Below are 25650 nucleotides of genomic sequence, written 5' to 3'. Positions count from 1 at the left end.
ATAGAAATACTGCTCTGAATTTTCAACTATTCATCTCACTTTTATATTTAAATATGTAATAGAAGAAATACTATTTGTTTTATTCCTAGGCTCTGTTTATTATTAGGAAGATTATTTAGTTTACCTTGATGGAAAATATCATGTCTGAATTAACAAAAACTCTATTAAATATCCGCAGCCTTCGTGCGTTCTCACGTGAATTAACTCTTGAGCAACTTGAAGAAGCGCTAGACAAGCTGACTATTGTTGTACAAGAGCGTCAAGAGTCTGAAGCTGAAGAGCGTGCTGCTAAAGCAGAGCAAGAAGCTAAGCTTTCTGCTATTGCTGAACAAATTGCAAAAGACGGAATTGATGTTGCCGATCTTATTGCTGCACTTTCTGGTGAAGCAAAATCTAAAACAACAAAAGCTAAACGCGCTCCTCGCCCAGCGAAATACAAATACGTAGACGCAAACGGCGACGAGAAGACTTGGACAGGTCAAGGCCGTACGCCCTCAGCTATCCAAGAACAGCTAGATGCTGGTAAATCTCTAGAAGAGTTTGCTATCTAAACATTTAGTTTACTTAGTGAGTAATCAATTACACGCTAAGCGATAGAATTAATATTTAAGTCGACCAAAGTATTATTTACGACTTCAATATATTCAGAAACAAAAAAGGCTCCTTTCGGAGCCTTTTTTATATTTGTACTATCAGTATTAGAAACCAACTGATACTGATAGTACTACTGATTAAAGAAAGTAACTTATCTTTCCCAGTACGCTTCTTCTAGGCTATCTTCTCTTTCAGGAAGGCCACGAGATAAACGTGGAGAGTGTTGAACCAACACTTCATAGCTAGCACGGTTAGAATATTTACAAACTTGTGAGAACGAAGAGTACGTCAAGAATGAATGTTGGTGTTTACTTGAGTTTGGCACGTTTTCTTTGTGGTACTTATTAGCAGCCATATCATGTAATAAAGCTGATAACGCAGCATCACCTGCACCATTGGTATTTTTGATCTTTTCTGGTCCACCCATGTATGGCGCAATGTGCGAATACACTTTAGTTGGGTTTTCACATAAATCTTTATGCGCAGGACGGCTAAATTCAAAACGGTTGAATTCCGCAATTGAACCTGGAAGTAAAGGCAGTGACGTTTCACGCTTAGCTGCATCTTCTGTATAACCAGCCATAAATAGGCCAACAGGTCCCGCAGTACATAGAACAAGGTCTACCCAGTCTAGCGCTTTATCTGATGCAGCCAGTGGATCGCTTTCACCCGTTAACGCTTCAGCTTCGTCTTCATTCATTGCAACAACCGTTACGTGTTGCTCAAGGAAATCTTTCCAGAATTCTGGATCATCTTGAATAACGAACTTAGTACCTAGTGTAAGAACGACTGGCACATCGTATTTCTTCGCGTATTCGATCGCTTTCATTGTTGCTTCAGGCATCGGGTCGCCTGGCTTACAGCGAACTAAATAAGCCGTTAAAACTAAAGCAGAAGCACTTTTGAAGATTTTTTCAGGAATGCTTTCTGGTTTTAATTGGTTCATTTGTCCTTCGCTAATTGCGAAAGTACGTTCACCGTCTTCTGTAATTAATGCAAAGCAGCGACCAATTGCGCCATCTACCCCTTGTAAATGGTTCAGATCCATTCTGCTTGATGTATTACATAAATAGCGGTAACCGTAACTACCAATCTTAATATCTTGGCTCATTACACCAAGCAGTGTTGAACGGTCATCCGCCAATACTGAGTAATTGTGTAATGTGTTACCAATTGTGCCACCAGCGTATTCATTGGTAATCAGGCACTGCTCTTTTAATTCTTGATACAAAGATTCAGCGGCTGCGTCGCCAATAACCAGTGAATGTCCCTTGCTCAAACCATACTTCTCAATAAGTTCAGAACTCACCTTTGCTTCAATATCCACCAATGTTTGGTCAATACCGATAATATGAGTGCGTGACATTCTTTTACTGCTTTGAGCTTGGCTCACTAGAGGATCACGAGCGTGAACCGGAAAGTAGTGCTTTGATTTACGTTGTCCAGGGAATTTCATAGGGCTAGTCTAAGTCAAGGGGAAATAGGTGGCGGATTCTACCGCGCTATATTTAACGCGGCAATCTTTCAAACTATAGCAAACGTTTGCTGAAGGTTTTTTTTATTCCCCTTCCATAAAGCTTAAATCAGGCAGCATGCCCAAATGCTCTGCGTAACGTTTTTGATTAAACTCCGCGCCGTTTTTCATAACGTCAAATACTTCAATTGCCAGTGCACATGCCATAGCCGCAATTGCTTCTTCACGTGGAGTGCCTGTCATCATTAAACGCATCAACGTCTCTTTCACTTTCACTGGTTCGCCATCTTCAAGCTGGTTCTCGATGATCTCAATCAGCTCTTCTTCTTGCATAAATTCATTTTGTTCAGACATTTTTTTATCTCAGGTCTTGGATTTCGAGCGACTATGCCACATATACTTCTGACATCCTAGCGACTCACCTCGCTCTCATGCGATTCTCTAACAAAGTCAGCGCACTATTTGTGCAAATGAAACTGTGATTCCGGTCTCGGATCTGTCACGGCGTTTCTCTTTCTGTTAGAATCTGCGACCAAGTAATAGTAACGGTGTTTAGACATGTCAGATATCAGCTCTGGAAACAGCGAAAAGAAAGTAATTGTCGGTATGTCCGGCGGTGTAGATTCGTCAGTATCGGCGTATCTTCTTCAGCAACAAGGCTATCAGGTAGAAGGCCTTTTCATGAAAAACTGGGAAGAAGACGATAACGAAGAATACTGCACGGCAGCTGAAGATCTTGCTGATGCTCAAGCGGTATGTGACAAACTAGGTATCCACCTTCACACTATCAACTTTGCTGCAGAATACTGGGACAACGTATTCGAATACTTCCTTGAAGAGTACAAAGCAGGTCGTACACCTAACCCAGATATTCTTTGTAACAAAGAAATCAAATTTAAAGCATTCTTAGAGTTTGCGGATGAAGTGCTAGACGCAGACTACATTGCGATGGGTCACTACGTTCGTCGTACTTTCCCAACTCAAGAAGAGCTTGATGCTGGCGTAAAACCAGAAATGCTACGCGGTCTAGACAGCAACAAAGACCAAAGTTATTTCCTATACACGCTAAGCTCAGATCAAGTGGCACGCAGCCTATTCCCTGTCGGTGAATTAGAGAAGCCAGAAGTGCGACGTATTGCTGAAGAGCAAGACTTGATCACAGCTAAGAAGAAAGATTCAACAGGCATCTGCTTTATCGGTGAGCGCAAGTTCACTGAGTTCCTAGGCAAATACCTACCAGCACAACCGGGTAACATCGAAACACCTGAAGGCCAAGTGATTGGTCAACACCAAGGTTTGATGTACCACACGCTAGGTCAGCGTAAAGGCCTTCATATTGGCGGCACTAAAGGTGGTGGCGGTAACGAAGAACCATGGTTTGTTGGTGAAAAAGATCTGAAGCGTAATGTTCTGATCGCAGTACAAGGTAAAGATCACCCTCTTCTAAAATCAGAAGGTTTGATCGCTTCTCAGCTTCACTGGGTAAATCGCACACCAATTACTGAAGTTATGACATGCACGGTAAAAACACGTTACCGTCAAACCGATATTCCTTGTACAATCATCCCAATTGATGATGAGAACATTAAGGTTATTTTTGATGAGCCACAGATTGCTGTGACCCCTGGTCAATCGGCAGTGTTCTACCTAGACGACGTTTGTCTTGGTGGTGGTATCATCGAAAAGCGCATCTAATCAATCAAACGATAAACGATAGAAGACAACTAGGAGTTACTACGTGGCTAATACACTTTATGACCGTACTATTGCTTTCGCCGGAATTTGCCAAGCTGTGGCTTTGGTTCAACAAGTAGCGAAAGACGGCCATTGTGATAAAGATGCCTTCGAAGCTTCACTCAGTGCCATTTTAAATACCAACCCAGCGAATACCGTGGGCGTGTTTGGACGTGAAGCGAACCTAAAGCTTGGCCTGGAGTGCTTAGTAAAAGGTATCGATAGTACTCCAGCAGGTAGCGATATCACTCGTTACATCATCAGCTTGATGGCGCTTGAGCGTAAGCTGTCTTCTCGCAACGACTCTATGTCTCAGCTTGGTGACCGCATTCAAACTGCAGAGCGCCAAACTGAACACTTTGATCTGTTTGACGAGCAAATGATCAGCAACCTTGCGAGTATCTACCTTGATGTCGTCAGCCCTATCGGCCCTCGCATTCAGGTTTCTGGTACTCCGTCTGTACTTCAGCAGACATCGAGCCAACATAAGGTTCGCGCACTGCTTCTATCAGGGATTCGAAGCGCTGTGTTATGGCGTCAAGTTGGCGGTAAACGTCGCCACCTTATCTTCGGTCGTAAGAAGATGATCGAGCAGGCTCAAATCCTACTAGCTCGAATGTAGTTTATTAGCTCGCGCCTCGTCGCGAGCTTGTTTTTTGTATCAACACAACTCTCACGCAAACGATTGCGCAATGTGCGTGACAATTGAGATTGTTACTGGTATAAACCTCTCAAAATTTAGAAAACTCAATTCAGGAGAACACCATGGAACTGTCAGCATTGACTGCTGTTTCACCAGTAGACGGCCGTTACGGAAGTAAGACTATTGCATTACGCAGCATCTTTAGTGAGTTTGGACTACTAAAGTACCGCTCTATCGTTGAAATTCGTTGGTTACAAAAGCTTGCAGCAACTGATGCAATCAAAGAAGTACCAGCGTTCAGTGCAGAAGCTAACCAGTTTCTTGATGAACTAGCCGCTAACTTCAGCGAAGAAGATGCTCTACGTATCAAAGAGATCGAGCGCACGACTAACCACGACGTTAAAGCGGTTGAGTACTTCTTGAAAGAGAAAGTTGCTGGCGTTCCTGAACTTCACGCTGTAAACGAATTTATTCACTTTGCATGTACTTCTGAAGACATCAACAACACCTCTCACGCGCTTATGCTTAAAGAAGCTCGTGACACAGTGATTCTTCCAGAAATCCGTAACGTAATTGATGCTATCAAAGCACTTGCGAACGAGTACCGTGATATTCCATTACTGTCTCGTACACACGGTCAGCCAGCTTCTCCTTCTACTATGGGTAAAGAGATGGCTAACGTTGCGTACCGTATGGAACGTCAATACAAGCAAATCGAAAACGTTGAGATCCTAGCGAAAATCAACGGTGCTGTAGGTAACTACAACGCACACCTTTCTGCATACCCAGAAGTTGAATGGCACCAGTTTAGCGAAGAGTTCATCACTGAATCTCTTGGCGTAACTTGGAACCCGTACACAACTCAAATCGAACCTCACGATTACATCGCTGAGCTATTCGATGCAATTGCTCGTTTCAACACTATCCTTCTAGACTTCGACCGTGACGTTTGGGGTTACATCGCTCTTGGTCACTTCAAGCAGAAGACTATTGCTGGCGAAATCGGTTCTTCGACAATGCCGCATAAAGTTAACCCAATTGACTTCGAAAACTCTGAAGGCAACCTTGGTCTAGCGAACGCAGTATTCAGCCACCTTGCACAAAAACTTCCAGTTTCTCGCTGGCAGCGTGACCTTACTGACTCTACGGTTCTTCGTAACCTAGGTGTGGGTGTTGGCTACGCAATCATTGCATACACTTCGACTCTGAAAGGTATTAGCAAGCTTGAAGTTAACCGCGCTGCGCTACTTGCTGAACTAGACAAGAACTGGGAAGTATTGGCTGAACCAGTACAAACAGTAATGCGTCGTTACGGCATTGAAAAACCATACGAGAAGCTAAAAGAGCTAACTCGTGGTAAACGTGTAGATGGCGAAGGCATGCGTGCATTCATCGATGGTCTTGAGATTCCTGCAGACGAGAAAGTTCGTCTGAAAGAGATGACTCCAGCAAACTACATCGGTCAAGCAATCGAGCTAACTGACAAGCTGTAATATTCGAATTTCGAATCGCAGAATAGACTAAGGCTTCCCATGTGGAAGCCTTTTTATTGCGTGGAACTAAATCTATCGCCACAAGAATCGTCAACATAAGAACACCAAGCCTTCTCCAATTGATCGACTCGTCTCCTACTGATTCAATTTAATCACCTAGCGACAACTGCACCTCATATCTCATACTTCATGTCTCAACACTTGTTATCTTAAACGCCAAGATCAAAAAAGACCTCCCGAAGGAAGCCTTTCAAATGTATCTTGTCGATTAGCGACTGAAGAATACGTAGCGATTACATGTTACGTAGAGAAGCAATACGCTTGTCTAGCGGCGGGTGGCTCATTAGAAGCTCAGTTAGAGACTTCTTACCGTTGATACCAAACGCCATCATAGAACCTTCTAGTTGTGGCTCATGGCTCACCTTTAGACGCTCTAGCGCTGCAATCATCTTCTCTTTACCAACCAAGTGCGCAGCACCTGCATCAGCATGGAACTCACGGTGGCGGCTGTACCACATGGTAATGAAGCTCGCTAGGAAACCAAATACCAGTTCCAGCACCATAGACACACCGAAGTACACCATCATGTTGCTGCCACCCTCTTCTTCGTTGTCATTCGACGCAACAATGTTGGCGATGAAACGAGATAGGAAGATAACGAACGTGTTCACTACACCTTGCATTAACGTCATGGTCACCATATCACCGTTCGCGATGTGGCTCACTTCATGCGCTAATACTGCTTCAGCTTCATCACGCGTCATGTTGTGCAGCAGGCCTGTTGATACTGCTACCAATGAATCGTCACGCTTAGCACCTGTCGCGAATGCGTTGATGTCTGGCGAGTCGTAGATCGCCACTGTTGGCATACCAATACCAACTTGTTGAGATTGACGGCTTACCGTCTCCATCAACCAATGTTCTGTTTCGTTACGTGGGCTTTCAATGACCATGCCGCCTACAGAGCGTAGCGCCATTTTCTTCGACATCATTAATGAAATGAATGAGCCGCCAAAACCAAATACCGCAGCCATCACCAATAAGCCTGATAGGCTACCGGGTTGCATACCTGTGACTGCGTATACAATATTAAGAACAACACTTAGTACCAATACAACCGCTAGGTTAGTTGCAAGGAACAACATTACTCGCTTCATTACTTATCTCCGCATGAAAGCTGTTTTTATAAAACTTATTGTTATAGACAAGGCAGACAGCAATAGTTTCAACCTTGAAGACTTATACTTACTTATACATATAGTCTTAGATTAAGAAAACAAGGTTAAGCATTAAATTGCAACATTTGATTACGAGACCATATCCGAATTAAATCCACTCTATTAGACCTAAGTCGTATGGTGTCGATATAACAATCCGTTTACAGTGACTTCAGATGATTTATTGGCTAGTCCATGTACAAAAAGGAAAGGATCATGGTTGAAGGTACTAACACTCAAATGGCTATCGATTTACTGTGCTGTCACCTAGGGATTACTGAAGAAGAAGCGAAAAAGCAGGTTGGAATCCTAACACCGCAAACGGCACAGACAAAAATCACAGAAACTCAGCAAGCTTTAATGGGACTGACTAAAGAACATTAGTTCTAAGCTTGTTTATTAAAAGACCGGTTGTTTATCAACTCAAGGTCTAAAGGCTTAAAATAGCAAAAGGGCTGCAATCGCAGCCCTTTTCTTATTTAGTACATAACGTGGTAATTAAAGCGCAAGCAAAGGCTGCACATCAATGTACTTACCAATGTTTTTAGACTTCGCTTTTGGGACGTAAGGGATTTCACCTAACTTAGGTGCACCTAACTTATCTTCAAGCATCGCAATAATATCTGCGTAGTGCTCAGTACCTGGATTGATACGGTTTGCGACCCAACCTACTAGGTTTAGGCCATCAGCACGAATCGCTTCTGCCGTTAATAGAGCGTGGCTCAAACAACCAAGTTTAATACCCACAGTCAGTACCACTGGCAGTTGCTCTTTTTTAACCCAGCTAGAAAGATATTCATCGTCTGAAACCGGGACTCGCCAACCACCAGCACCTTCAACTAACACGATGTCAGAGTTTTTCTTATGCTCTTCTAGCTTCGCTGATAATACCGCCTCATCAATTACAACACCATCATGCTTAGCAGCGATGTGAGGCGATGATGGTAGCAACAACGCGTATGGATTGACGTCTTCGTAAGCAATATCTTGCGTCGCCGCTTCTTGAAGATGCAGTGCATCACTATTACGTAGTCCTTCAGGGGATTTTTCACTCCCTGCAGCAACTGGCTTGTAACCAATTGTTGATAAATCTTGTGCGGCCAAAGCTTGAAGAATCGCTTTTGAAACCACAGTTTTTCCCACTTCGGTATCCGTACCTGCAATGAATAATGCATCAATCATAATTGAATAACCCCTAAACAAACTTGATATGTTGCTGGTAAGAAACCTTGATGGTTCTTAAACTCTCGATATTCCCGATCAACAAGCTGCAACATGCGACGACTTGTTAAACCTTGTGAGCGACCACTTACGTGATTAGCGCCGATACCTTTAAGGTCGCGCATCAGTTCAAACGCAGTGTCGTACCAAACGGTGATGGTGGGCAAGTCTAGTTGATGAACGGTACAGCTAGATTGCGCTAACGCAATTTTTACCTTATTGATTGTAATAAAATGGTTAACGTGTTGATGTGCGTCAATTTTGGACCACGACTTTTTCAGTTCAAACAGCGACCCATCAAGCAAAGTTGAGAAAATAACACGCCCACCAGCCGCTGTAACACGCTTCATCTCTCTCAAAGGCGACGACAAATCGTCACACCATTGCAACGCAAGGCTAGAGAAAACGATGTCAAAGCACCCATCTTCAAACGGCAATTGTTCGGCATCGGCTTGTTGATATAAAGATACAGATGCACCACACCGCTTCTCTGCTGTTGCTAGCATTCCAACAGAAAGATCAGCGCAAACCACTTCGGCGCCTCGTTTTACAAGTTGCTCGGAGAAATAGCCAGTACCACAACCTAGATCCAGCACCTTAAAGCCTGACAGATCGCTGGGTAATTTATCCAGTAATCGGTGGCCAACATCGCGTTGAAATTCAGCGTGTTTGTCATAGGTTGTTGCCGCTTTACCAAAGGCTTCGGCAATCGCACTCTTATCTTGGCCAACGTAATTATGCACTACTGCTTCTTGTGACATTTACTGAGCCTCTTTATTTGATTCAAAGCTTGGATGGATACCCGGTTCAGTGCTTAAGTCGATGTTTCGTTCAATGGCTTGATGCAACGACCTGGTTAACTGGAGAATCTGTTTTGGGCTATGGTTAGCTGTTAACGTGATTCGTAATCGAGCAGTTCCAGCAGGTATGGCTGGCGGCCTTATTGCGGTCACCCAAACTTGGTTTTGCTTTAACTCTTCAGCTATTGATAATGCCGCTTGTGCTTCACCTATCACAAATGGCTTAATCGGAGTCTGAGTATCCACAAAGCCTTTCAAGCCGCTCACCTGCTCTGCATAGAGAGACCCTAACTCAGTCAGCTTTTCTCGGCGCCACTCTTGAGTTTGAGTCATCTTACAGGCATGAGATAAAGCCACCGCTTGTGAAGGTGGCATCGCCGTCGAGTACACATGATGACGAGCAAACTGAGTTAAGTAATCACCCACTTCTGACGAACAAAGAATCGCAGCACCAGAAACGCCAAATGCTTTGCCAAAGGTCACCACCAAAATATCGGGGGAGATTTGTGCTGCACTGCAACTCCCAGCTCCTTTATCACCTAATACGCCGATACCGTGGGCATCATCAACCGCCAACCAACTGTCGTATTGATGAGTCAGGTTAGATATCTGGCTGAGAGGCGCTTGATCGCCGTCCATGCTGAATACGCCCTCAGTGACGACCAAGGATTGTAGAGATCGGCTTAATAGAGACTCTAGATGCTGCGTGTCGTTGTGTTTAAAGCGTTTCATGGTTGCATGAGAAAGCATCCCCGCTTCCATCAAAGAGGCGTGATTAAGCTTGTCTTGCAGCAGAGAGTCGTCTTTTTCGAGCAGAGAAAACAACAAGGCTTGGTTCGCACTGAAACCAGAACTAAAGAGAATCGCACGTTCAAAGCCCAACCATTCACACAGCTGAGCTTCTAAATTTCTATGAGCAGGACTAAAACCCGTGACCAATGGCGATGCCGCACTGCCAGCACCATAAAGGGAAAGCCCCGCTTGCCACGCCTCTACCAATTCAGGGTCGTTCGCCAAGCCTAGGTAATCATTACTCGAAAAATTAATAAAGCGAGAACCTTCGCAATTAAGCAAAGGACCATTACTGTTTTCGAGCACTTTAAGTTGACGAGTTAGCCCCTGCTCACGGCGTTGAACAAGGGCATCTTTGATACGGGATTTAAACAGTGGCATCGTAGAACATGTCATCTTTCGTTGGACGAGCAGCAACGCGCTCCACTACTTGATCTAACAGTTCGTTTTCTTGAATTTCATCAGGCTTCTGAGCCACTTGTTGGCTGTTGATGCCTAACTTCTTAAACAGCTGCATGTCCGTGTCTTCATCTGGGTTTGGCGTAGTCAGTAGCTTACAACCGTAGAAGATAGAGTTCGCGCCAGCCATGAAGCACATCGCCTGCATCTGTTCATTCATATTCTCGCGACCTGCAGATAGACGAACCGCTGACATTGGCATCATGATACGAGCAATCGCAATCAACTTAATGAAGTCAAAAGATTCAACATCATCGACGTTTTCCATCGGTGTGCCTTTCACTTTCACGAGCATGTTGATTGGCACACTCTCAGGGTGTACCGGAAGGTTCGCTAGCTCTACCAGCAGGCCTGCACGGTCATTGGTACTTTCGCCCATACCAATAATGCCACCAGAACAGATCTTCATACCGGCATCACGTACGTGAGATAGCGTATCTAAACGATCTTGGTAAGTACGAGTGGTGATGATGCTGCCGTAAAACTCGGGAGACGTATCAAGGTTATGGTTGTAGTAATCCAAGCCTGCATCCGCTAACTCGCCAGCTTGATCAGGGGTTAACATGCCTAGTGTCATACAGGTTTCTAGACCCATACCTTTCACACCTTTGATCATATCAGTCAAGTGAGGCATATCGCGTTCTTTCGGGTTTTTCCACGCCGCGCCCATACAGAAACGAGTCGAGCCCGCGTTCTTGGCTTTTTGCGCCGCATCCAAAACACGCTCTACTTCCATTAGGCGTTCTTTGTCGACATCCGTTCGGTAGTGAGCACTTTGAGGACAATACTTACAGTCTTCAGGACAAGCACCAGTCTTAATCGATAGAAGCGTACTCACCTGCACGTGGTTGTGCTCTTGGTACTGTCTATGAACCACTTGAGCTTCAAACATTAAATCCATAAACGGTTTTTCAAGCAGTGCTGTTACTTCAGCAACTGTCCAGTCATGACGAACTTCCACGTGTCGATCCTTTTTTATTATTTGATGTTTCATCTCTATCAATAGAGATTGCATTTATGCTTGGCTAGTCTACCGACAAGCTTTAGACTGTCAACACATTGATAATATCAAAAGTTTACATATGGTTATTTTTTAACCGCACCAAGAATGGAAGTTACTATGGATCTCGCCTTTGATCGCCAGCATATCTGGCATCCCTACACATCAACGTTAACACCTCTGACCTGCTACCCAGTCACCAACGCAGACGGTGTTTACCTAGAATTAGAAGGCGGAAAACGAATTATTGATGGTATGTCATCTTGGTGGTCAACCATCCACGGCTACAATCATCCAGAGCTAAACGCTGCAGCTCATAGTCAAATCGATAAGGTTTCACACGTTATGTTTGGTGGCATCACCCACCAGCCCGCTATCGATCTATGTAAGAAGCTTTTGAATCTCGCGCCAAGTAATCTTGAGCATGTATTTTTGGCCGATTCAGGTTCAGTTGCCGTAGAGGTTAGCCTCAAGATGGCATTGCAATATTGGCACGCTAAAGGACAACCTCGTTCAAAGTTCCTCACACTAAGAGATGGCTACCACGGTGATACCTTTGCGGCGATGTCAGTGACCGACCCTGACAATTCGATGCACAGCCTCTACAAAGGCTTTTTGCCGGAACATATTTTCGCTGATTCGCCAAAAACAGGCTTTTGGGATGAGTGGAACTCAAGTGACATCGATAGTTTTAAAGAAAAGCTGGCAGCACACCATCAAGAAGTCGCAGCGGTGATCTTAGAGCCAATCGTTCAAGGGGCTGGTGGCATGCGCATCTACCACCCTGAGTTCCTAAAACAAGTTCGCTTACTGTGTGATGAATTCAACGTATTGCTGATCTTGGATGAGATTGCGACCGGGTTTGGCCGTACAGGGAAACTATTCGCTTGTGAGCATGCCGATGTTCAACCGGACATCTTATGCGTAGGCAAGGCTTTAACTGGTGGTTATATGACATTGTCAGCGACGCTGGCGAGTAAAGAAGTTGCTGACACGGTATGTGGCGGTGAAGCGGGCTGCTTTATGCATGGGCCAACCTTTATGGGCAACCCATTGGCTTGCGCAGTCGGTGCGGCAAGTTTATCCATCATCGAGCAAGGCCATTGGAAAAATCAGACTCAACAGATTGAACAGCTCTTTTCTGAGTTGTTACCACCGTTGCGAGAACATGAACTGGTTAAAGACGTGCGTTGGTTAGGCGCTATTGGCGTCGTTGAAACTCACACACCCGTCGATATGGAAGCCATTCAAGCTCACTTTGTAGAGCAAGGCGTTTGGATCCGTCCGTTTGGTAAGCTAATTTATATGATGCCTCCGTTTATTATCAAACCACAACATATTGAGCAATTGGTCGCTGCTATCGACACTGCATTACAAAATACTCATTGCTTTAAATAAGGCGTTTATTGCTCTAAACAAGAGCGACGATTATTTCTATATATCTTCATTAATAAATCATTTAATTAAACTAAAAGGCCTTACATAAAAGTAAGGCCTTAACTGCTTGAAGGTAACCGTCAGTTTAACGTAATTGGCTATCTTTACTTGCTCGACGGTTAAACAATGAATGTCGATGTGCGTCATGCTCTAATATTGACTGACATTCTATACACAAACGAACGCCTTTGATCGCGAGTCGTCTTTGTTCCGGAATCTCATCACCACACTCATCACAATAACGCAAACCCTCACCACCTCGAAGGTTTCCTCTTACACGAGAGATCTCATCATCAATGGTATTTTGTATTTGCTGGCTGACACTATCGTCACCAGCCCATCCTACGGCCATAAGCCCTCCTCAGTATTTGAACGAGAAAATCTATACCTACCGCGGTAAGAGCATATTATAGCCACATTTAAGGATTGTAATAATTATCAAAATCAATAAAACACTATTACACATAGGTAACAAAAATTATTTATTTCTCGCCACTGCACTATTCTATAGGCAATAAAAAACCCAGCCTGTTGGCTGGGTTTTATAAGTAACCTAATGCTTAATCAATCTAATTAACCAATGTGCGTTACGCCGCCCATGTATGGTTGAAGTACTTCTGGGATAGCAATACGGCCATCTGCTTCTTGGTTGTTCTCAAGGATAGCAACCATAGTACGACCAACAGCAAGACCAGAACCGTTTAGTGTGTGTACAAGTTCAGGTTTTTTCTCGCCTTTACGACGGAAACGAGCTTGCATACGACGCGCTTGGAAATCCCACATGTTTGAACAAGAAGAAATCTCACGGTAAGTCTCTTGTGCTGGAACCCATACTTCTAAGTCGTAAGTTTTCGCAGAACCGAAGCCCATGTCACCTGTACATAGAATCACTTTACGGTAAGGAAGCTCTAGAAGTTGAAGTACTTTCTCAGCGTGGCCAGTTAGCTCTTCAAGCGCTGCCATTGAGTCTTCTGGCTTAGTGATTTGTACTAATTCAACTTTATCGAATTGGTGCATACGGATAAGACCACGAGTGTCACGACCGTAAGAACCCGCTTCAGAACGGAAACACGGCGTGTGAGCTGTCATCTTAAGTGGCAGTTCAGCTTCATCAGTGATCGTGTCACGAACCATGTTCGTTACCGGTACTTCCGCAGTAGGGATAAGCGATAAAGTCTTAAGAGGTACGTCACTTACTTGCTCAGTTAGCGGGCTTGTGTGGAACAAGTCTTCGCCGAACTTAGGAAGTTGACCAGTACCGTAAAGGCTATCGTGGTTCACTAGATACGGTACGTACATTTCTGTGTAGCCGTGCTCATCAGTGTGAAGGTCCAGCATGAACTGAGCAATAGCACGGTGTAGACGTGCAAATTTGCCTTTCATCACGATGAAACGAGAACCCGAGATTTTAACTGCGCTAGCAAAATCAAGACCGCCAGACATTTCGCCAAGATCGACGTGATCTTTCACTTCAAAGTCGTAAGTCTTAGGTTGACCCCAACGAGAAACTTCTACGTTATCGTCTTCATCTTTACCATCTGGCACTTCTGCATCAGGTAGGTTAGGAATAGACATTGTGATCGTTTCTAGCTCAGATTGAAGATCAGCCAATGCTACTTTAGCTTGGTCTAGTTCTGCGCCTAAGTTGCCTACTTCTGCAAGGATACGCTCAGCTTCTTCATGGTCGCCTTTTGCTTTCGCTTGACCAATGGACTTCGATCGAGAGTTACGTAACGCTTGTAGCTCTTCAGTTTTCATCTGAAGGGACTTACGTTTTTCTTCAAGTTCACGAATTGTCTCTACATCAAGGGTGAAGCCTCGACGTGCTAATTTTGCCGCTGTTTCATCCAGCTCAGCTCGAAGTAATTTAGAATCCAGCATTGCTAATCCTATGCTTTAGTTATTTGAATATTCAGTAGTTTGCTACTGAATCACTGCTAAACCCCTAAAACTGGTGCTATTTCGACCAATTTCTAACGATTTAATTGAATTTTTATGACTAGGTAACGATATCCAAAAAAGACTACTTTTCATAGCGTTTTTGTGGGCTTTTTGCGTCCAAATCCGCCAGATAATCTAGCTTCTCGCCAATTTTGGTCTCTAAGCCTCGTTTTGTTGGGAAATAGTATTGCTTCTCTCCCATTTCAGGAGGCAGATACTTTTCCCCAGCCGCGTAAGCTCCAGGTTCGTCATGAGCATAACGGTATTCTTGCCCGTAGCCCATGTCCTTCATCAAAGTTGTGGGTGCATTCCGTAAATGATGAGGGACTTCATATTCAGGCAGATTGTGCGCGTCTGTTAACGCTTGCTTCCAAGCTGTATAAACGGCGTTACTCTTTGGTGCACACGCGAGATAAACAACCGCCTGTGCAATCGCACGCTCCCCTTCAGCAGGGCCAATACGTGTAAAACAATCCCAAGCCGACATCGCGACTTGCATTGCGCGAGGGTCAGCATTGCCAATATCTTCAGAAGCAATCGCCAGCAAGCGTCTAACGATATACAGAGGATCGCAACCTGCCGCAATCATGCGTGCCGACCAATATAAAGCCGCATCCGGGTTTGAACCACGAATTGACTTATGAACTGCAGATATTAGGTCATACCAAATATCGCCTTTATTATCAAAACGAGCGACTTTCTCACCGGCCACTTCAGCCAACAGCTGCAAGGTTATCGATTTCTCACCTTTATCGTTGTCTTCTGCCATGTCATACAGCAGTTCAAGATAATTAAGCGACATACGCGCGTCGCCGTTAACCAGTTCTGCAAGGCGATCTAAAACATTATCAGCAAAATCAGCAGGCACATCACCTAACCCACGTTGCTTATCTTCAATCGCTTGGCGGATGACGAGGGAAATATCCTCGGTATTGAGAGAAGTCAGTTTGTAGACACGCGCACGTGACAACAAAGCGTTGTTCAACTCAAAAGAAGGGTTTTCTGTCGTCGCACCAATAAAGGTCACGGTACCATCTTCGATATGAGGCAGAAAAGCATCCTGCTGACTTTTGTTAAAGCGATGGACTTCGTCCACAAACAGGATGGTTCTGCGCCCTGCTTGCTTGTTCTCACGCGCTTTTTCAATCGCAATACGAATGTCTTTTACGCCCGAAGTTACCGCCGATACGCGTTCAACTTCTGCATTCGCATAGTTTGCCGCTACTTCGGCTAACGTCGTTTTACCGGTGCCCGGAGGCCCCCACAAAATCATCGAGTGGATATGACCCGCTTCCAATGCTCTGCGAAGTGGTTTACCTGGGCCTAATATATGTTGCTGACCGATATACTGTTCGACAGTTTCCGGTCTCATACGAGCAGCAAGGGGACGAAAATCTTCGTCCCCCGCAAAATCTAAGCTGTAATTACTCAATTGCAATCTCTTGATTCGTTGATGGCATTAATGCCTATCGACGTACTACCAAACGATCTGCTTCTTTAGATCAGTTTCTTTGGTCGTCGACCTCGACACCTTCCGGCGCCACAAAAGTAAAACGGTCTGCTGCAGGTTTACCCAAATCAACATTGCTAAAGGTAAACTCACCTTTTTGACCGTCTTGTTCAATCACATTAAAGCCCTGAACAATGCCCTTTTCGGTGATATTAATCTGGAAGTCACCCTGATTAGAATCGACAGCAGTTGGCGTTAGCGTGAATTGGTTACCCGTTTGCGCCACATTATAATTATCCCAATCACTTTCTTGGTTACGTGTAAGCAGGACAAAAGGTGTCTGTGATGTCGCTTGCTCTTGCCAATAAATGCTCACTTGCTCAATGAACGGGCTGTAGTACCACAAGCTTTGGCCATCAGATACCAACAAGTTTTCATCAGGGAACGTGGTCTCCCAGCGGAACAGGCTTGGGCGTGCAATCTCTACCGTGCCCTCACCTTCCATAACAACATCACCATCAGGGCTGGTCACGACTTGTTTAAAGTCAGCGCTGAAGCCTGCGTTTAATGCCAAGCGGCTACTCAACTCTTCTTTCGGAGAAGCAAACACTGAGAAGCTCATAAATAAAAGTGCGAATACTTTTTTCATCAATAATCCTGTTAGAACATAAGTCGGTCATATTTTCGATTTGACCGACTGAATAGTTATGAGTTCCTACCGGAACTAATCTTTTGGTGGCGCTGGTGCTAAGACTTCTCGGTTACCGTTATGACCTGGAGCACTTACGATACCTTGAGCTTCAAGTTGCTCGACAATACGTGCAGCACGGTTGTAGCCAATCTTGAATCGACGCTGTACGCCTGAAACTGAGCCACGACGTGAATGAACAACGTGTTCTACCACTTGATCAAACAGAGGATCGACCTCTTCATCACCTTCCATCTTCTCACCCGGAAGCAAGGTTTCTGGGGTTTGTTCGCCGTTGGTGATTTCATCAATATAGTTTGGCTTACCACGCGCTTTCCAGTTATTCACAACTGCGTGTACATCGTCATCAGATGCAAAGGCACCGTGAACACGAGTTGTATGGCTAGAACCCGGTGGCAAGTAAAGCATATCACCCATACCCAATAGTGATTCCGCACCACCTTGATCAAGGATAGTTCGTGAATCCGTTTTGGTTGATACCGTAAAGGCAACACGGGTTGGAATGTTCGCTTTGATAAGACCAGTAATAACATCCACTGATGGACGTTGCGTCGCTAGGATCAAGTGAACACCCGCCGCACGTGCTTTTTGTGCCAAACGTGCAATCAGTTCTTCAACCTTCTTACCAACCACCATGATTAGGTCGGCAAATTCATCAACGATAACCACAATGTAAGGCAGCTTCTCAAGCAATGGCGCTTCTGGGTCCATGCTGTCGCCCGGCTTCCACAGTGGATCGTGAATTGGGTGACCCGCTTCCGCTGCCATCTTAAGCTTATCGTTGTAACCTTTAATGTTACGAACGCCTAATGCTGACATCAGCTTATAACGTCGTTCCATCTCGCCAACACACCAACGAAGGGCGTTCGACGCATCTTTCATGTCGGTTACCACTTCAGACAATAGATGAGGAATACCCTCATAAACCGATAGCTCAAGCATTTTCGGGTCGATCATGATGAAGCGAACATCTTCCGGTGATGCTTTGTAAAGCATACTCAGAATCATTACGTTCACACCTACCGACTTACCAGAACCGGTTGTACCTGCAACCAGAACGTGAGGCATTTTCGATAGATCAGCAATAACGGCTTCACCAGCGATGTCTTGTCCTAGAACCACTGTCGTTGGCGATTTCGCTTCTTGGAACTGAGGGCTAGCAACCACGTCTGAGAAGAATACCGTTTGGCGACTCATATTCGGCAGTTCTAAGCCAACATAAGGTTTACCCGGAATCACTTCTACGACACGTACTGCCAATGCAGAGAGCGAACGCGCTAAGTCCATAGAAAGGCCAGAAATACGGCTTACTTTCACACCTGGAGCCAGATCAAGTTCGAATCGAGTGATTACTGGACCTGGGAAAATGTCGACAACGTCTGCTTTGATCTTGTAGTCCGCTAGCTTAGATTCAACAAGACGAGCAATTGCCTCTAGCGCATCACGGTCAATAAAGGTTTCACGCTTTTCAGGGTGGAATAACAATTCAAGCGTGGGTAATGGCTCAGCAGGCTTAGGTAAATTAACATCTTGTTGAACCAAGAACGGATTCTGCGCCGCTGCCATATTCGCTTGGGCTTCAGAAACAATGCTTTGGAATGCGGCGACATCTTGATCTTGATGCGCAGGTTCTTCTTCCGTTACTTCTTCCCAAGGAAGATCAACAGTTGGCTCTAGGTTTTGTGCTGTTGGCTGTTCAGGTTCTGAATGTTCTTCTTGATAAGGGAAAGGTTCAAACTGTTCTTCGATTAATGCTGCGTCAGCTAATTCAGCTTCAGCCTGTTCTGATTCAAGCTCTGAGCCCTGTTGGTAGCTTTGCTCTTCCGTCACATCAAACGGTGAAGGTTGTGCAGAGAAATCGTCTTCCACGGTTGCTTCTGGCTCGCCCATAGGTGAAGCGTATAAAGATTCAGGTTGAACATCTTCAGAACCAAATTCGCCATTTACTTGTGGTGAGCTATCTAATTCTGGTTCAGCACTTCTAAGGTCAGCATGAGCAGGGCCAACTTCTGGTTGTTCGTTCTGCATGTATTGTTGGTAAGCAACCTGAGAATCACGCGCGTCAACCTGATCTTGTTCTGCTAGGTCATCTTCATACATGGCCGCATTTTCTAGCTGCTCTATCGTTGCATTCAACTGTTTAGAGCGCTCAATACCTTCTTCTAGCGGTTCTTCTGGCGCTTGGTAAACAGCTGCTGCAGGGATCGTTTGCTCTGACTCAATTACCGCTTGAGGCTGAACCTGAGGTTGTTCATGAACAGGAGCTTCTTGTTTCGCAGGAGCATCGACAGGCATATGAATATTGTAATGACGCTTCGGCGATGCAGCATTGTCTCGCGCATTTGTCGCCACGTCTGACGACTCATTGGTCGCAGAAAAACTCATCGCAGGATCTAGCCGATCATGCTCTGTTGATTCTTTGTTGCCTTCTATAGCAGGAACATCGCGGTAAGTTGGCGCTTGATGCTGGTGATGACGTTCTTCGATTAAATCGCGGTCTGCTGATTCTCTTAATTGAGGCTCAAGCAGCTCTTGGTCTTGGCCACGAGCCTTATTAACAGTAGACGTGAAAAATTTGATGGCACATTCACCCAACCATTCCACAATGCTTAGCCAAGAGATACCGGTTAATAGAGTGAAACCAGCACCCCATAAGAAAAGAAGAACCAGCGTACTACCAAGAACATTCAACGTTGGAAGTGCAAGGCTTGTTAAAACGTCACCTACCACGCCACCGGATGAAAAGTACCAGATGTCGTCAAAGTTGATATCCGCTAAACCACAACTCGTAAGAATTAGGATAGTCAGGCCAAGTAAGCGAGTGCCCCACAGCATGAAGTCGATCTGCTCGTCTTCATTACGTTTGCGGAATAAAACCCACGCAGCAACCGTCACTAAGATAGGCAGAGGGTAAGCCAAAGAACCAAATACGAAGAAAAGCGTATCCGCCAACCAAGCACCTAGGTAGCCACCCGCATTTTGAATGTCACCACCCCACGCCGTTTGCGACCATGATGGGTCTGCAGGACTAAAAGTTAATAACGCAACGGCAAGTAGAATAGAGAAGAGAACACCGAGAATCAGACTGCACTCTTTGAGACGTTGAGAACCACTCAAACGAGGAGACTGAGGCTCTTCACTCGTTTTAATGATTGTTTCTACTTTATTACTGCTCTGCTTGAACATAAACCAACTTAATAATTAAAAGGGATAAAAACATCTCGAGCGGCCAAAGCCGCTCGTTTCAATGAAACTACTGTTGATTTAACCATATCAAACAGAAAAACCCAATTCCAGAAAGCAAGAAAGCGGAACAAATGTCCGCTTTCTTTCATTTCACCAATTGTGACTAACGAGTTTTAATCACAAGTTGATTGGTTTGTTTCACTTCTTCCATTACTACGTAAGTTCGAGTGTCGTTTACGCCCGGTAGACGAAGTAACGTATCACCCAGTAGCTTACGGTAAGCACCCATATCAGATACACGTGTTTTTAGAAGATAGTCAAAATCACCCGACACTAAATGACACTCTTGGATGTCATCCAGTTTCTGCACAGCGGTGTTGAATTGTTCGAACACATCTGGCGCACCACGGTTCAACGTAATTTCAACAAACACTAAAAGTGAAGCATCAAGGTACTGTGGGTTCAGCAACGCTGTGTACCCAGTAATGTAACCTTGACGTTCTAAACGACGAACACGTTCAAGACATGGAGTTGGAGAAAGTCCTACTCGTTTTGAGAGTTCAACGTTTGAGATACGACCGTCTTTTTGCAACTCATTAAGAATGTTGCGGTCAATACGATCTAGTTCCTTGGACGGCTTCTTATAATTGTCTGCCATTTTTTATTCCACCTTATTACTTCCTTGCAAAAAAATATACTACAACTTTTTAATATTCAGTATCAAATTTTATCTAAACCTATCTATACTAGATATTAATTCGACAGAATTACCCTACACATAGATAAAACAACCAAAATAAAATGAGGAGTCAGGATGATCATTGGCGTACCTAAGGAAATCAAGAACCACGAATACCGCGTTGGTATGACCCCAGCTAGCGTGAGAGAACTAATCTCACACGGCCACCAAGTTTTTGTAGAAACCAATGCCGGTACTGGTATCGGTTTTTCAGACGATGATTACATCGCTGTAGGCGCATCCATTCTTCCTACTGCTGCTGACGTTTTCGCGAAAGCAGAGATGATTGTAAAGGTTAAAGAACCTCAAGCTGTCGAGCGAGCTATGCTTCGCGAAGGGCAAATATTATTTACCTATTTACACCTTGCACCAGATTTTCCACAAACTGAAGAGCTTATCAAGAGCAAAGCTGTCTGCGTAGCCTATGAGACTGTAACAGATAATATGGGTCGCTTGCCACTATTAGCACCAATGTCTGAAGTAGCTGGTCGTATGTCTATTCAAGCAGGTGCACAAACATTAGAGAAATCTAACGGTGGTTGTGGTCTTCTTCTTGGTGGCGTTCCAGGTGTTGAACCAGCAAAAGTTGTTGTTGTTGGTGGCGGTGTTGTAGGTGCTAACGCAGCACGTATGGCTGTAGGCCTTCGCGCTGATGTTACAATTCTTGACCGTAACGTAGATACACTGCGTCGACTTGATGAAGAATTCCAAGGTCGCGCAAAAGTGGTTTATTCTACTGAAGACGCCATTGAGAAGCATGTTCTAGAAGCAGACCTAGTAATTGGTGCAGTACTAATTCCTGGCGCAGCAGCTCCAAAATTGGTTACAAAAGAGCACATCGCTAAGATGAAGTCAGGTTCAGCAGTTGTTGATGTTGCAATCGACCAAGGCGGTTGTTTCGAGACTTCTCACGCAACCACTCACGCAGACCCAACTTACATTGTTGATGACGTAGTTCACTACTGTGTTGCAAACATGCCTGGCGCTGTTGCTCGTACTTCAACTTACGCACTAAACAATGCAACACTTCCTTACATTGTTAAGCTAGCGAACAAAGGCTACCGCGAAGCACTTCTATCTGATGAAGGCTTCCTAGAAGGTCTAAACGTTATTCACGGTAAAGTAACTTGTAAAGAAGTTGCAGAAAGCTTTGACCTTGAATACGTAGACCCAGCAGAAGCAATCGCAATGTTTAACTAATGATGTAATGACTAACTGAACGCAATAATCTTCTCGTTGAAGCGTTCAGTTAACTCATACACATTAAACAAAAAGCCAGTACGACATTATGTCGCGCTGGCTTTTTTGCATTAATGGATTTAGTTAGTAAAAACACGTAACAGTACGGTTTACCACTAGCGCTCGATTTTAACCCCATGAATCAATAGATTTCTTGGCGTAATACTGCGTTCACAGAACTCTTCAATCGTAGCTTCATAACCTTGCTCTTGCAGATAGATAGCGCGATCTAAAGCCAGCCATATCTCTAATGGTCGTCTAAAGACTTGTTGAACCAAACTCAGCTTTTCCATTTCCCAGAAAAGCGCTTCGCCTTGAATCAAATAAGAGTCAAAATCAATATCTGAGCCCAGCGATAGCTCTTTCACTTCAGATGCCCAACGGCAGAAAGATTCAAAACCCTCAGCTAACTCTGATTTTTTGATGCTCGGTACAGGAATGTATTCGTCAATGTTAAGTTCAGCCTTAAGCAACTGGCTGAAGCCTAGACGATAGCTCATCTCTAGTTGACGATGTCTTTTTACTCTTTCACCACCAGTAACGGTTTCTTGAAGCGGGATTCTCAAGTCGCTCTTACTTAACGTTAATGCTGAGCTTTTCGCGATAGAAGACATCGCTTGATAGTTTTCGTCTCGAATAAGATGATAACAACAAGGAGAAATAGTGACCGCTGGTAGCCCATGTGACACTGACTTTTTAACTAGCTCAACATGAAGATCACCACAAGCATGAAGGGCCACGGCATGTTGGTACGAATTAAACACGTCATCGGCCTTGTCTGAAAACGCATCTCCTTGAACAAAATCCATCGCTAACTTCTGGTCATCCGCAATCTTTTGTCCGCTTTCGCATAACGATTGCTGCCATTCAAAGCTAGTGACTTTTTGATCCGATTGCTGAGATAGGATTCGACCAAGAAAGCCTTTACCAGAACACCACTCGAGCCACTCTTTGCCATGGTGATGGCATAATGCAGCCTCGCCCATTGTGACAATTTGATGTAGCTTTCGGCCAGGAATACCATCAGCAGTACCACGTGGGAGGTCTAAACCAACCAAAGCAGTGTTATCGAACTGGATGTTTTGGGTAGCAGTTTCTAATTCAGGTAGGAAACGAGTCAGTTCCTCAATCAAAAGCTGAGGCTGCTCTTTTAAGGTTTGAATGCTTTCATTATCTAAGCTTTCTAACCAATCAACGAGTGGACGATTGACCTCTTTCCACGGCTGCTGTTGAGTTTGGCATAGGTGAAAAGGCTCTGAACGCCAGTAAATCTGGTGCTCTAGCAAAAATGAATCGAGTATTTTAAATCGTGAATGCATGCTTCCCCCTATGATGCGTGGATTGTAGGGGTAAGAGGTCGAAATGGAAAGGCCCGATAAAGAAAACGAAAACTAAAAGCCCAAAAGAAAAACGGCCTGCAAATACAGGCCGAATAAGAATCAAAATTTACACGATGAGATTAACGAACTGGCAGTTCGATATCTTTAAACATCTCTTCGATCTCTTCGTTCGATTTCAAAGAAATAGCTTGCTCAACCACAGGGCGAGTTAAGTGCGGTGCAAAACGCTCCATGAAATCAAACATGTAAGAACGCAAGAAGGTGCCTTTTCTAAAACCAATGCTGGTTGTGCTCGCACCAAATAGATGGCTCGCATCAATCGCAACCAAATCAGTATCTTGCTCGTGGTCAATAGCCATACTTGCAATTACACCAACACCAATGCCCATACGAACGTAGGTTTTGATTACGTCTGCATCGGTCGCAGTAAACACAACACGCGGTGTTAAACCTACTTTGTTAAACGCGGTATCAAGCTCAGAACGGCCAGTGAAACCAAATACATAAGTCACGAGAGAGTAAGCCGCAAGATCTTCGATCGTGATATTACGCTTCTGTGCCAGGGGATGATCTTTGGTCACGACGATCGAACGGTTCCAGTGGTAACAAGGCAGCATAATCGCATCTTGGTAAAGGTGTAGCGCTTCCGTTGCAATCGCAAAATTCGCTGTACCTTTAGCGACGGCTTCTGACATTTGGCTTGGCGTACCTTGGTGCATGTGAAGCGATACTTTTGGATAGCGCGCCGTGAAACCTTTAATCACATCAGGCAGTGCATAACGAGCTTGAGTATGAGTCGTTGAAATATTCAATGTACCCATCTCTGGATGTGTGTGTTCACCCGCTACCGCTTTAATGCTTTCAACGCGCGCCAAAATCTCTTGAGAGATACGAATGATATCCTCACCCGCTTGGGTAACCTGCGTTAGATGCTTGCCGCTACGCTCAAAAATCTGAATGCCTAGTTCGTCTTCAAGTAATCTAACTTGCTTACTAATGCCAGGCTGAGATGTGTACAAACTCTCTGCTGTAGCTGAAACATTTAGGTTATGGTTTACAACCTCAACAATGTACTTCAGTTGCTGTAACTTCATATCTAACCTCGTAATCCTTTACTCATTTCTGTGCTAACTTATTTGCAAAGAGAGCGTTATAGTCGCGTGTAATATAATTAATAGTTATAACGCTTCGAACACAAAAATGACAGGAAAATTGAGTTTTTCTAGCTTAACAAACAAAAACATCACTAACGCTTTGCAACCCAACCCTCATTCTCATACATTAGTTGGTAAGTTTTGATTGCCGATTTCGCTCAACAAGAGATAATCAGAAATTGCAATTTACGAGTGCCGATACACAATGGAATCGTGTATCCTCTCCAGTTAGCTATAGAAAATAATAAGCAGACTCAAATATATGAATATTGGTTTAATAATCGTCTTAGTAGCCGTTCTTTTGGTGTTAGTTTTAGGCTACAACATCATGCTTCAATATAAAGTTAAGGTAGAAACAGCGAAGAAACAGGAAGCTTCTCGTTATCTAACCATTATTGACGGTACAGAAGAACTGATTGGCAACGCTCATCACATGCCGTTTAGCCAAGATCTTCTTGTATGCTTAAACAATCGAATTCTTGATGCATTAGAAAACATGTATCAACTCGATCCAAAAAATAAGCAGCTTGCCCAACGCATTGAAAGCGTAAAACAACAAATCACTCAGCTAAAAGAGAACTACAAAGGTGGCGAGAGTACCGCTTTCCGCGTACCAAGTAGTGACAAGCAAGCGATCATGATGCTTAAGTTAGTTAAACGCCTGCGTGATACGGTGCGCAACGAGCACAATAAAGGCCGTTTCGAGACTCAAGCTTATGTGGTTGAAAATGCTCGCCTAGAAACAATTCAAATCCGTATTAACATTGAAAATGTTATCAAACGTGCAAACGATTCGATTTCTCGCGGACAACCGGGAACAGCGATTCAGCTATTACGCAAAGGTATTGATGCTTTGGCGACTAAGAACGACTCGTACTCTAATCAAGCCAAAGAAAAGCTTCAACAGATGCTTAACGAGCTTGACCAGAAACGCCAAGACAAAAACGCTCAAGATTTGCAGCAGATGGAATCTAAAGAACGAGAAGACGATATGGATGCCCTCTTCGGTCAGAAGAAGAAATGGTAAC

At 44.3% G+C, this 25650-nt stretch carries 23 protein-coding genes; 8 read left to right on the top strand and 15 right to left on the bottom strand.

Annotation, left to right across the window (positions count from 1 at the left end):
• The first annotated feature begins 140 nt into the window (after window positions 1-140).
• The gene (locus tag AB4493_RS09335; protein ID WP_017060262.1) at window positions 141-551 is read left to right on the top strand and encodes an H-NS family nucleoid-associated regulatory protein; all 411 of its coding nucleotides are present in this window, start codon (window positions 141-143) and stop codon (window positions 549-551) included.
• 194 nt (window positions 552-745) lie between these two features.
• On the opposite strand, the gene AB4493_RS09330 is transcribed toward AB4493_RS09335, so the two are convergent.
• Both AB4493_RS09330 and AB4493_RS09325 read right to left on the bottom strand, forming a co-directional pair.
• On the bottom strand, window positions 746-2050 hold the full coding sequence (locus AB4493_RS09330; protein ID WP_017060261.1) for an inosine/guanosine kinase: 1305 nt from the start codon (window positions 2048-2050) through the stop codon (window positions 746-748).
• Between the two features lie 102 nt (window positions 2051-2152).
• A complete protein-coding gene (locus AB4493_RS09325) occupies window positions 2153-2422 on the bottom strand; it encodes a hypothetical protein (RefSeq protein ID WP_010439986.1) in 270 nt (89 codons plus the stop codon).
• Between the two features lie 204 nt (window positions 2423-2626).
• Here AB4493_RS09325 and mnmA point away from each other — a divergent pair, with 204 nt between their 5' ends.
• From mnmA to purB, 3 genes are all read left to right on the top strand, one after another.
• Entirely contained in the window at window positions 2627-3763 is a 1137-nt protein-coding gene (gene mnmA / locus AB4493_RS09320; protein WP_048609389.1) for a tRNA 2-thiouridine(34) synthase MnmA, read from the top strand.
• A 43-nt stretch (window positions 3764-3806) separates the two neighbouring features.
• Window positions 3807-4424, top strand: a complete 618-nt coding sequence (hflD, locus tag AB4493_RS09315) for a high frequency lysogenization protein HflD (RefSeq protein ID WP_146491851.1) — start codon at window positions 3807-3809, stop codon at window positions 4422-4424.
• Between the two features lie 143 nt (window positions 4425-4567).
• Window positions 4568-5938: an adenylosuccinate lyase gene (gene purB, locus AB4493_RS09310; protein ID WP_017065316.1), complete on the top strand. Its 1371-nt coding sequence runs from the start codon at window positions 4568-4570 to the stop codon at window positions 5936-5938.
• Window positions 5939-6231: 293 nt separating this feature from the next.
• Here the strand turns inward: purB and htpX are convergent, their stop codons facing one another.
• Window positions 6232-7095, bottom strand: coding sequence for a protease HtpX (gene htpX, locus AB4493_RS09305; RefSeq protein ID WP_060982833.1), 864 nt, complete (start codon window positions 7093-7095; stop codon window positions 6232-6234).
• A gap of 276 nt (window positions 7096-7371) precedes the next feature.
• Here htpX and AB4493_RS09300 point away from each other — a divergent pair, with 276 nt between their 5' ends.
• Window positions 7372-7539, top strand: coding sequence for a hypothetical protein (locus tag AB4493_RS09300; RefSeq protein WP_017060256.1), 168 nt, complete (start codon window positions 7372-7374; stop codon window positions 7537-7539).
• A 114-nt stretch (window positions 7540-7653) separates the two neighbouring features.
• Here AB4493_RS09300 and bioD read toward each other — a convergent pair whose 3' ends face one another.
• From bioD to bioB, 4 genes are read right to left on the bottom strand one after another with little or no spacing between them, the layout of a single operon-like run.
• A complete protein-coding gene (gene bioD / locus AB4493_RS09295; protein ID WP_017060255.1) occupies window positions 7654-8337 on the bottom strand; it encodes a dethiobiotin synthase in 684 nt (227 codons plus the stop codon).
• Window positions 8334-9137, bottom strand: a complete 804-nt coding sequence (gene bioC / locus AB4493_RS09290) for a malonyl-ACP O-methyltransferase BioC (RefSeq protein ID WP_017060254.1) — start codon at window positions 9135-9137, stop codon at window positions 8334-8336. Before bioC ends, bioD begins: the two co-directional genes overlap by 4 nt.
• Window positions 9138-10349 carry an 8-amino-7-oxononanoate synthase gene (gene bioF / locus AB4493_RS09285; RefSeq protein WP_017060253.1) on the bottom strand — a complete coding sequence of 404 codons (1212 nt, stop codon included), beginning with the start codon at window positions 10347-10349 and terminating at the stop codon, window positions 9138-9140.
• The gene (gene bioB, locus AB4493_RS09280; protein ID WP_016792500.1) at window positions 10336-11388 is read right to left on the bottom strand and encodes a biotin synthase BioB; all 1053 of its coding nucleotides are present in this window, start codon (window positions 11386-11388) and stop codon (window positions 10336-10338) included. The genes bioF and bioB overlap by 14 nt, the downstream gene beginning before the upstream one ends.
• 159 nt (window positions 11389-11547) lie before the next feature.
• On the opposite strand from bioB, the gene bioA reads away from it, so the two are divergent.
• On the top strand, window positions 11548-12825 hold the full coding sequence (bioA, locus tag AB4493_RS09275; protein WP_372103089.1) for an adenosylmethionine--8-amino-7-oxononanoate transaminase: 1278 nt from the start codon (window positions 11548-11550) through the stop codon (window positions 12823-12825).
• A gap of 124 nt (window positions 12826-12949) precedes the next feature.
• Here bioA and AB4493_RS09270 read toward each other — a convergent pair whose 3' ends face one another.
• From AB4493_RS09270 to lrp, 6 genes are all read right to left on the bottom strand, one after another.
• On the bottom strand, window positions 12950-13216 hold the full coding sequence (locus AB4493_RS09270) for a DksA/TraR family C4-type zinc finger protein (RefSeq protein ID WP_372154904.1): 267 nt from the start codon (window positions 13214-13216) through the stop codon (window positions 12950-12952).
• Window positions 13217-13437: 221 nt separating this feature from the next.
• Window positions 13438-14745: a serine--tRNA ligase gene (serS, locus tag AB4493_RS09265; RefSeq protein WP_017060250.1), complete on the bottom strand. Its 1308-nt coding sequence runs from the start codon at window positions 14743-14745 to the stop codon at window positions 13438-13440.
• 142 nt (window positions 14746-14887) lie between these two features.
• The gene (locus AB4493_RS09260; protein WP_276605534.1) at window positions 14888-16243 is read right to left on the bottom strand and encodes a replication-associated recombination protein A; all 1356 of its coding nucleotides are present in this window, start codon (window positions 16241-16243) and stop codon (window positions 14888-14890) included.
• A gap of 64 nt (window positions 16244-16307) precedes the next feature.
• Window positions 16308-16904, bottom strand: coding sequence for an outer membrane lipoprotein chaperone LolA (gene lolA / locus AB4493_RS09255; protein WP_017060248.1), 597 nt, complete (start codon window positions 16902-16904; stop codon window positions 16308-16310).
• A 75-nt stretch (window positions 16905-16979) separates the two neighbouring features.
• Window positions 16980-20150, bottom strand: coding sequence for a DNA translocase FtsK 4TM domain-containing protein (locus AB4493_RS09250; protein WP_372154903.1), 3171 nt, complete (start codon window positions 20148-20150; stop codon window positions 16980-16982).
• 163 nt (window positions 20151-20313) lie between these two features.
• Window positions 20314-20808 carry a leucine-responsive transcriptional regulator Lrp gene (gene lrp, locus AB4493_RS09245; RefSeq protein WP_004734558.1) on the bottom strand — a complete coding sequence of 165 codons (495 nt, stop codon included), beginning with the start codon at window positions 20806-20808 and terminating at the stop codon, window positions 20314-20316.
• A 156-nt stretch (window positions 20809-20964) separates the two neighbouring features.
• Here lrp and ald point away from each other — a divergent pair, with 156 nt between their 5' ends.
• Window positions 20965-22089 carry an alanine dehydrogenase gene (gene ald, locus AB4493_RS09240; protein WP_102332952.1) on the top strand — a complete coding sequence of 375 codons (1125 nt, stop codon included), beginning with the start codon at window positions 20965-20967 and terminating at the stop codon, window positions 22087-22089.
• A 155-nt stretch (window positions 22090-22244) separates the two neighbouring features.
• On the opposite strand, the gene AB4493_RS09235 is transcribed toward ald, so the two are convergent.
• Together AB4493_RS09235 and cysB are read right to left on the bottom strand one after the other, a co-directional pair.
• Window positions 22245-23447, bottom strand: coding sequence for a methyltransferase (locus AB4493_RS09235; RefSeq protein WP_372051735.1), 1203 nt, complete (start codon window positions 23445-23447; stop codon window positions 22245-22247).
• A gap of 140 nt (window positions 23448-23587) precedes the next feature.
• Window positions 23588-24562 (bottom strand): HTH-type transcriptional regulator CysB, encoded by a 975-nt coding sequence (cysB, locus tag AB4493_RS09230; protein WP_017060244.1) that lies wholly within the window; start codon window positions 24560-24562, stop codon window positions 23588-23590.
• Between the two features lie 322 nt (window positions 24563-24884).
• Here cysB and AB4493_RS09225 point away from each other — a divergent pair, with 322 nt between their 5' ends.
• Window positions 24885-25649: a hypothetical protein gene (locus tag AB4493_RS09225; protein WP_017060243.1), complete on the top strand. Its 765-nt coding sequence runs from the start codon at window positions 24885-24887 to the stop codon at window positions 25647-25649.
• The last annotated feature ends 1 nt before the right edge of the window (window position 25650 follow it).

The organism is Vibrio sp. 10N.222.55.A1, assembly GCF_041473835.1.
GTDB classification, from domain to species: Bacteria; Pseudomonadota; Gammaproteobacteria; order Enterobacterales; family Vibrionaceae; genus Vibrio; species Vibrio crassostreae_C.
Note: the sequence above shows the minus strand (reverse complement) of the source record. Positions and strands in the feature narration are given on the sequence as shown.

Bases quoted from the DNA above. Each gene is read 5' to 3' on its own strand.
- lolA (WP_017060248.1), bottom strand. From the start codon at position 16,904: ATGAAAAAAGTATTCGCACTTTTATTTATGAGCTTCTCAGTGTTTGCT.
- ald (WP_102332952.1), top strand. From the start codon at position 20,965: ATGATCATTGGCGTACCTAAGGAAATCAAGAACCACGAATACCGCGTT.
- AB4493_RS09330 (WP_017060261.1), bottom strand. From the start codon at position 2,050: ATGAAATTCCCTGGACAACGTAAATCAAAGCACTACTTTCCGGTTCAC.
- cysB (WP_017060244.1), bottom strand. From the start codon at position 24,562: ATGAAGTTACAGCAACTGAAGTACATTGTTGAGGTTGTAAACCATAAC.
- AB4493_RS09270 (WP_372154904.1), bottom strand. From the start codon at position 13,216: ATGGCCGTAGGATGGGCTGGTGACGATAGTGTCAGCCAGCAAATACAA.
- htpX (WP_060982833.1), bottom strand. From the start codon at position 7,095: ATGAAGCGAGTAATGTTGTTCCTTGCAACTAACCTAGCGGTTGTATTG.
- bioD (WP_017060255.1), bottom strand. From the start codon at position 8,337: ATGATTGATGCATTATTCATTGCAGGTACGGATACCGAAGTGGGAAAA.
- AB4493_RS09325 (WP_010439986.1), bottom strand. From the start codon at position 2,422: ATGTCTGAACAAAATGAATTTATGCAAGAAGAAGAGCTGATTGAGATC.
- AB4493_RS09250 (WP_372154903.1), bottom strand. From the start codon at position 20,150: ATGTTCAAGCAGAGCAGTAATAAAGTAGAAACAATCATTAAAACGAGT.
- purB (WP_017065316.1), top strand. From the start codon at position 4,568: ATGGAACTGTCAGCATTGACTGCTGTTTCACCAGTAGACGGCCGTTAC.
- bioA (WP_372103089.1), top strand. From the start codon at position 11,548: ATGGATCTCGCCTTTGATCGCCAGCATATCTGGCATCCCTACACATCA.
- bioC (WP_017060254.1), bottom strand. From the start codon at position 9,137: ATGTCACAAGAAGCAGTAGTGCATAATTACGTTGGCCAAGATAAGAGT.
- bioF (WP_017060253.1), bottom strand. From the start codon at position 10,349: ATGCCACTGTTTAAATCCCGTATCAAAGATGCCCTTGTTCAACGCCGT.
- AB4493_RS09335 (WP_017060262.1), top strand. From the start codon at position 141: ATGTCTGAATTAACAAAAACTCTATTAAATATCCGCAGCCTTCGTGCG.
- AB4493_RS09225 (WP_017060243.1), top strand. From the start codon at position 24,885: ATGAATATTGGTTTAATAATCGTCTTAGTAGCCGTTCTTTTGGTGTTA.
- serS (WP_017060250.1), bottom strand. From the start codon at position 14,745: ATGCTGGATTCTAAATTACTTCGAGCTGAGCTGGATGAAACAGCGGCA.
- mnmA (WP_048609389.1), top strand. From the start codon at position 2,627: ATGTCAGATATCAGCTCTGGAAACAGCGAAAAGAAAGTAATTGTCGGT.
- AB4493_RS09300 (WP_017060256.1), top strand. From the start codon at position 7,372: ATGGTTGAAGGTACTAACACTCAAATGGCTATCGATTTACTGTGCTGT.
- AB4493_RS09235 (WP_372051735.1), bottom strand. From the start codon at position 23,447: ATGCATTCACGATTTAAAATACTCGATTCATTTTTGCTAGAGCACCAG.
- lrp (WP_004734558.1), bottom strand. From the start codon at position 20,808: ATGGCAGACAATTATAAGAAGCCGTCCAAGGAACTAGATCGTATTGAC.